The organism is Desulfobulbaceae bacterium, assembly GCA_013792005.1.
Lineage (GTDB): Bacteria > Desulfobacterota > Desulfobulbia > Desulfobulbales > VMSU01 > VMSU01.
In genome coordinates, this window is the sequence record VMSU01000191.1 from 1 (window position 1) to 7,342 (window position 7,342).

At 48.4% G+C, this 7,342-nt stretch carries 4 protein-coding genes; 3 read left to right on the forward strand and 1 reads right to left on the reverse strand.

Annotated features, from left to right (window positions below; all coding sequences use genetic code 11):
* The first annotated feature begins 420 nt into the window (after positions 1–420).
* From FP815_12410 to FP815_12420, 3 genes are all read left to right on the forward strand, one after another.
* Positions 421–2,295 carry a flagellar hook-length control protein FliK gene (locus FP815_12410; protein ID MBA3015730.1) on the forward strand — a complete coding sequence of 625 codons (1,875 nt, stop codon included), beginning with the start codon at positions 421–423 and terminating at the stop codon, positions 2,293–2,295.
* A 12-nt stretch (positions 2,296–2,307) separates the two neighbouring features.
* Positions 2,308–2,976 carry a flagellar hook assembly protein FlgD gene (locus FP815_12415; protein MBA3015731.1) on the forward strand — a complete coding sequence of 223 codons (669 nt, stop codon included), beginning with the start codon at positions 2,308–2,310 and terminating at the stop codon, positions 2,974–2,976.
* Positions 2,977–3,085: 109 nt separating this feature from the next.
* Positions 3,086–5,941, forward strand: a complete 2,856-nt coding sequence (locus FP815_12420; GenBank protein ID MBA3015732.1) for a flagellar hook-basal body complex protein — start codon at positions 3,086–3,088, stop codon at positions 5,939–5,941.
* Positions 5,942–6,303: 362 nt separating this feature from the next.
* Here the strand turns inward: FP815_12420 and FP815_12425 are convergent, their stop codons facing one another.
* Positions 6,304–7,062 (reverse strand): AAA family ATPase, encoded by a 759-nt coding sequence (locus FP815_12425; GenBank protein ID MBA3015733.1) that lies wholly within the window; start codon positions 7,060–7,062, stop codon positions 6,304–6,306.
* Positions 7,063–7,342: the final 280 nt, after the last annotated feature.

Here is a 7,342-nt window from a genome sequence, read left to right on the forward strand (position 1 = left end):
ATTTAACGAAAATTCATGGAGATATGGGCCGGTTTTACGAATTTGCAGTAGATTTATGTCTAAGTCCGACAGGCTCCTAGTGTTATCGAAAATGAGGCGGCACAGATAAGGGAAGTTTTACAATGGCAAGTCTTGCCGGTGCTGATGATTGTTGTGGTTGTTGTGCTAGGAACTTCCTTCCGCTATAGGCAAGGGTAGGAGTGCATTGTGTCGCCTTGTGATAGGGGTTTTCTTGTGTTGTGCAATTCCTTCCTGTGCCATTATGTTAATGTAATTATGAGGTTAGTCAGCTTTTAGTCGTGCCTTTTCATAGTTGTATGAGGAGTTGGCACATGGGTTGCTATAGTTTCAGGAGAGTCGTCTTACTCGTTATTTGTAACGTAAGGAGTAAGAGTAGGTAAATGAAAAGAGGAAAAGGACATGGCCAATATTATAATGCCCAACATTGTTGCTCAAAGTTTGCCTGTTAAGAGTGTTGACCCAAAAACTCAAGTGCCGACTGGTCAGGATGGTTCATTTATCCAGCATTTGCAGCGTCAAGTCAGCGCCGATAAAACAGCTCGGGAGAATGTGGTGGGTGTGATTAGGAAGGTAAATAAAGTGACCAATACCGAGTCAGATCAAGGGAGTGATCAGCCTGTCAGTGTCGAGGCTCTGCTGCAACAGGTGATCCAATATCTTCAAAAAACATTGGAGAAGCCCAATAGTGATGTGGGGCAGTGGTCCTTTCAACTTCAGGATGTTGGAATATTGGAGCAATTGGCGGTTCAGGCAGGCATGGACTCCTCGGCTCTGGCTCTATTGAAGAAGCAGATGGAGCAGGAGGGGGGGCTTCCTCTGGCCGATTTGTTTGCTGCATTGGAAAAGAATTTCAAAGAATTGGGGGAGGCTACTAAGGTAACGGCATCAGAGACCTATCTCCCTTTATTGGACAGCTTTCTTGCCCGTCTGGGTGTGAGCCCTGAGTCGATCAAACGTATTGATGCGCAAGGAGTAAATGGGGTCGATCAGCTTGACCTTGCTGCCTATCTGCAGGGAATAAAAAGTATTTCTTCTCTTCAGGCCCCAGGGGGGCTGGTTTCAGGAGTGGACATACGAGGGCAACAGGTTCAAAGTGTGCAGGTTCAAAGTGTGCAGGTTCAAGTCCAGGGTGATTCCTCATCGTTCGTCCTGTCGGACTGGGAACGGGAGCAGATGTCAGCTATGTTCACCGAGGCTGGGGTTCCAACTGCAGTGATAGATATGATGTTTCCGGAAGTGAAGTCTCTTGAGGAGAATGCACTGGCAGGCCTTCGGCAGGGTCAAGGGGATGCCCAGGTGTCAATGACTTTGGATCGTCTCCAGAGTCTTTTACAGCAAGCAGTGGTCGCGGCAGGGGAGGCCCGCCCCAAGGCCAATCTCCCTGGTTTTTTGGATGGGTTGCAGCTGGTGCTGTCACAAGCTGGGTTTCAGGAAGAGGGTGTTGGGTGGACTCCTGTGGTGCAGGGCGCCATGAAGGCGGTATATGAGCAGATACAGATGATGGTCAGTTCGGCTACTGTCAAAGTTGAGAAGGTTACCAGTGAGGCAGTGGTGAGTTCTCCTAATTGGCAACAGGTTGATGGGGCACAACTGAAAGAGGAAAAAAATGCCGAGAATAAGGCCCTGGATCAACAGTGGATAATGAGTGCTGACGAATCTATAACCAAAGCGCCTGAGGACGCGACAGATGGTCTTGTTGAAAAGACGGTTGGCGCGAAGCCTGATAAACAGATGAGCGTAGGCGGGGATACTCAGCCAGGTGTTCAATCGAGGAATCTTGATTCTGGCGTTGACCCCGGTTCCAAGTTTCAAATGCCACGAGTGCGTTTTACCCCCGAGCTTCAACAATTTGCTGTTGAACAGATCTCCAGTGGTGTTTTACGTGGTTTGAGGAATAACGACCATCATCTGGCATTGACCCTCTATCCAAAAGAGCTGGGCGAAGTCAAGGTAGATCTTCAGGTTCGTGGAAGCCATCTATCTGTCACTTTTATTATGGAAAACCAAAAAGTGAAGGAGGCGATGGAGGCTAATATGGGGGATTTTAAGGATAACCTTGAGCGCCGAGGATTTACTCTTGGCGAGATGGCAGTGTCTGTTGATCAACAGGATCATCCTGCTGATGAGGGCAAACAGTTTGCTCGAGCCTGGGAAGAGATGGTCAAGAACCGGGTTCAAGATAGGAATAAATTAGCTCAGCCGGCTGTTATAGCCGAGATGAGTCAAGCTGGGCAGATTCACAGCCTTCATGGCGGAATCAGTCTGTTTGTGTGAGGAGGAGTAGTAATGGCCGTCTCAGAAAGTGGTGTGACATCAGTAGGCAGTGGTTTGGTTCAGCCGGAGGGAGCAGTCGGTAAAAAGGATCTTCAGAAGGATGACTTTATGAAGTTATTTATTACCCAGCTTCAATATCAGGACCCGATGAAGCCGATGGACAGCTATGAAATGGCATCGCAGCTTGCTCAGTTCAGTAACATGGAGGCGACCATGAATATGAGTACCAACATGGAGAAGCTCCTGGAGTATCAGATGTCCCAGAACAATCTCCAGTTGTTGAATCTATTGGGTAATAGCGCCCAGGTGGCAGGGAACGGCATGGTTGTGGTTGATGGAGAGGCTGTGCCCACTGAATTTGTTCTCGATGATTCGGCTACCTCAATCAAAGTCACGATTTTTGATGAGAATAACCGGCCGGTATGGCAGGAGAGCGTTGGCAGCACGGGGCCTGGCCCGTATCAGGTTGAGTGGGATGGTAAGAGTTCATCTGGAAGTCAATTGCCTGACGGTTTGTATCACTATGAGGTCGAGGCTGTAGCCTTAACCGGCGAGATGCTGCCCGTATCCTATCGGAGTACTGGTAAAGTGACTGGTGTTAATTTCGAGATGGGGACCACTGTTGTTACCCTTGATAATATGATTCTGGCTAAGACCAGCGATATTATTCAGGTTAAATGATGAAAAAGGAAATTTTCTAAAGATGAGTTGAGATATTGAGTCGCGGGCGCCTCGGCATGGTAACGACCGAGATTGAGATTTTTTGAATGATTAAAGCAGGAGGAAGATAATGGCTATTTCAAGTTCATTATATGCAAGTATTAGCGGATTGAGCACCATGGGTGAGGCCATGAGCGTGTTGGGTGATAACGTCGCTAATGTTAACACCATGGCCTTTAAATCCAGTCGTTCGTCATTTCAGGACGTCCTGTCTCAGTCTGTGTCGACTGCAGCGGGCGGGGCCCAAGTTGGCAGGGGCGTGACGTTGAGTACGATCAGCAGCCTTTTTGCCCAGGGCTCGTTTGAGAGTTCCTCGTCAGCGACGGATATGGCAATCGGTGGCCAGGGTTTTTTCATGCTTAGGGCGTCTGACAGCGCTGAGGCGGATATGTATAGCCGGGCAGGCGAGTTTGGTTTTGATCAACAGGGGAATCTTGTTAATCCTATGGGGTACTTTACTCAAGGGTGGACTATTGATTCGACGACTGGTCAGCGACAAGGGACTATCGGTGATATTAATATAGGCAAGAATACTCCGCCGGTGGCCACCACCAATGTCGATGTGATTGTTAATGTCGATTCCAGGGCTCCAAATGAGAGCAGTGAGGATCGACTCTTTGCCAACTGGAATGGGACCAATGCCGCAGCCGTTAATCCGACCGATCCAATTGATGCCACCAAGTATGACTATACAACAGCAATTAAGGTATATGATTCCAAGGGCGCGAGTCATGACCTGACAGTATATTACGACCGGACCACTAAGGACAATCAATGGGAGTATCTGATCACCTGCGATCCGACGGAGGACCTGCGTGTCTTGACCACAGCGGAACGGGCTATCTATAATCCGGATACGCGCTATAATTATGAAAATCACAAGGGCGCAGGTGCCTTGCTCTATGGCACTATCCAGTTCGACACTTCTGGAAATATTTCCCAGATTGATGCCTATAAAGTCCCACCAGATGGTCAGATCGATCCTTCGAAGGCGGATAACCGGATACTGCTGGAGTCGGGAGATTCATACTTTAGCCTTCCTACCAACTTTACTGGGGCGACTACCAACCAGAATGTGAAGGTTAATTTTGGAGCTAGGTATGAAGGAGCAACTGCCACCCAACGACAGGTTCTGGTTAGTGATGCTGGGGCTAGGGCTCTCGGTTCAGGCGGAGATGTCTCTCAATTTATTACCTCTGCTACTCCGTGGTCATTGGTGGCCGATGGCAATGGTAACACTATCAGTCAGGGCGATATTTTTATTTTTGATGGATATAATAATGGTTCCGACCCAGTAACGAGATTGGTGTATACGGTTAGCCCTGCCAATGATGTTCAGGATCTTTTGACCCAGTTGGACAGTACCTTTGGGTGCAGCTCTTCAATTGATGCTAAGGGAAGATTGCGGTTGAGTGACAATATTGCGGGAGATTCCAGTATGCTGGTGACTCGCTTTGAAACTGTGTCTGCCAATGCCTCTGCCCCTTTTGGCGGTGCTCACGCCACAGTGAATAATACCTTTTCTATTACTCCTGGAAAGATTACCAGCGATGGCGCTACTGCGGTAACTGATAGTACGCAACTATTGAATGGGCTGATGGGGACTGATGGCCCTCCAGCGACAGCAATTTTAGCAGGGGCTGCTGGTGTTGGAGATTATTTTACCTTCAGCGGTACGAATGTGGATGGCGCACCAGTTGTTGCGACTACCTTTAACGTTTTAGCGGGGAGCAAGATCAGTGATTTGCTGGCAGCGTTGGAAGTGGGGTTTGGCGGAGCCAACAGTGGTGTTAAGGCAGTTCTGGATCAGGAGGGGAAGATTAGGGTGGTGGATACGACTCAGTCGGGGAGTTTGGGGGTGACAATGACTTTTAACGACAGGAGTGGAGTAACAACCGCCAACCCTTTTGGCCTGGTTGATGGAGCGGCTACTCTCCTTACTCCAAAGCAATCGGTGGAAGGTTTGATTAATTTCACTACCTCGAAGAAATTGGTGATTTCCACTGGACGGGCATTCAGTACCAATACCGGTGATACCACGCCGATTATGTCTACTACCCAATGGAGCAGCGTCTATGATGACAATAATGATCCATTGTTGAACGGGGGCTTACCGCGGGGAGTCAGTGATGGTGATATTTTTCAGTTTGTGGGGACAAAACGTGATGGCACCAGTGTTGCCAGCACATTCACCGTAGCATACACGAAAACTGATGGTAATCCTGGGACGGTACAGGATTTGATGAATCAGCTGGAAGATGATTTTGCTTGTCAGGCATCAATTGATAGCGCCGGTCGTTTGATCTTGACAGATCGAGTGGCCGATACCGTGGCTTCGGGCAGCAGTTTAGCAATCAATAGTGTTACCTACCCTACGAATGGTAATTTGCAGGATATCTTTGGGGTGTCGGGGGCAGCATTTGATTTTGTCACGGCCGACATCAGTTCTGAGGATGGGAGTCAGCAAGGTGATGTGGTTACAACCAACTTTGCCCCAGAGGCGTTGGCGTCAACGCAGTATGCCAATAGCTCTACGACTATCTTTCAGGATCAGGACGGATTTTCGTCCGGATTCCTCCAGTCTGTGTCGACAGATGTTAATGGGGTAATAACCGGCCATTATTCTAACGGTCAGGTCTTGAAAAAGGCGCAGGTGGCGTTGGCCAATTTTAGTAACTTGGCAGGACTCAGTAAGCGGGGTGGTAATGTCTTTACCGAGACCACGGAGTCCGGAGCCCCAGTCACAGGCGCCCCTGGCACTAACGGGTTGGGGTCTATTGCTCCCAACGCCTTGGAGCAGTCGAATGTGGACTTAGGGATAGAGTTTGTTAAGTTGATTACGGTGCAGAGAGGATTTCAGGCCAACTCAAAGATTATCACCACCACCGATGATATGCTGAATGAACTCATCAATATTAAAAGATAGGAAGCGAGTCTGATTGGGATGTGAACTTTAGGCCCTAAGCCTCTGTGCTTGGGGCCTTTTTCCGTGTAGAGTCCGACGACTTGTTCGTGGGTATGAGTTAGCCTGGGTAGTGACCAGAAAACAATGATAGGATTCCAGCGGCGGCACTGCCTTCTCACAACTTATAGGGAAATATCCCGTCCACTGCTTGACTTTTCTTACAATTATATAGAACCTTCGGGATTTTCCCGAGCGCCTTCATACCCTTTTGTGCCAAAAAATTATCTGCCAGTGTATTGTCTGCAGGTATAACCCTAAAAGAATATCAACCCCTGCAATTCTTTCTGCTGAAAAAATAAGGGGGTGGGACGAGGAGAGTTGGATCATGAGAAAATCTTGTCGAAAACGGAGTATGCCTCACGCATGACTGTAAGGTCGGTTTTGAGAGTGAGATAGGATTTTCCGGAAAGTTCCTGGGTGATTAAGTCTTCGCTTGAATGGATGAGACCTGCCAAAGGAAGGTCAGCATCACGTACTGTTTGTTCGATCTTGTCGAGCAGTGCTTGGGGGGACGGGTTGGGAGCTCGATTGACGATTAGCCATTTTGATTCAACTTTGAGATTCAAGGGTTTGGTTATTTCCGAGATGCGGCCTGCTGTCATAACCCCTCGGGCGGATGGATCAGAAATAACTAGTAAATGGTTGATTGTGGTCAGGTTCAATCGGCTCAAATGTTCCATGCCCGCTTCGTTGTCCACCAGGATATATTGGTAATTGCTTGCCAAGTGATCCATAGCCATGGCCAGGAATTGGTTGGCGGCGCAATAGCAGCCAGGACCGTCCGGCTGGCCCATGACTAAGAGGTCAAACCCTGACTCTTCGATCAGGGCCTGGTGGACCTTCATTTCCATGAACTGGTCGCGGCTGATGTGGGCTGGGACCTCGCCCTTGATTTCTTTTCTGACTTGGCCGATGGTCAAGCCAATTTGCAGCTCGAGCAATTCGTTGAGATTGGCATTAGGGTCAGCATCGACCAGTAAGACAGGTGTTTTCTTTTTTTCCAGGAGGTATTTGAGCAGCAGGGCGGTGGTTGTAGTCTTGCCGGTTCCCCCTTTTCCGGCTAGAGCGATAACTTGTGGCATAGTATTCTCCATCTTTCTTAGTCATACCAAGAGTTCGTGTTAGTCAGGGTGTTGTAGTTGTTTTTCTATTTGGATCAAGTTGATAGCTATTGAGAAGGTACCCATTTCCATGTTTGAGTAGCCATTGAATGCAACTATATTCGTAACGACCATAAATGAAAACAACAATTTTAGCCTTGCAACTTGACCCGTAATTGGTATTTTATCGTGTTTCCGTCGCTTGTCCTAGCTGTTAAGAAAGAAGCAAGGGTAATGGCGTCGCAAAAAGTCCGATCTACTG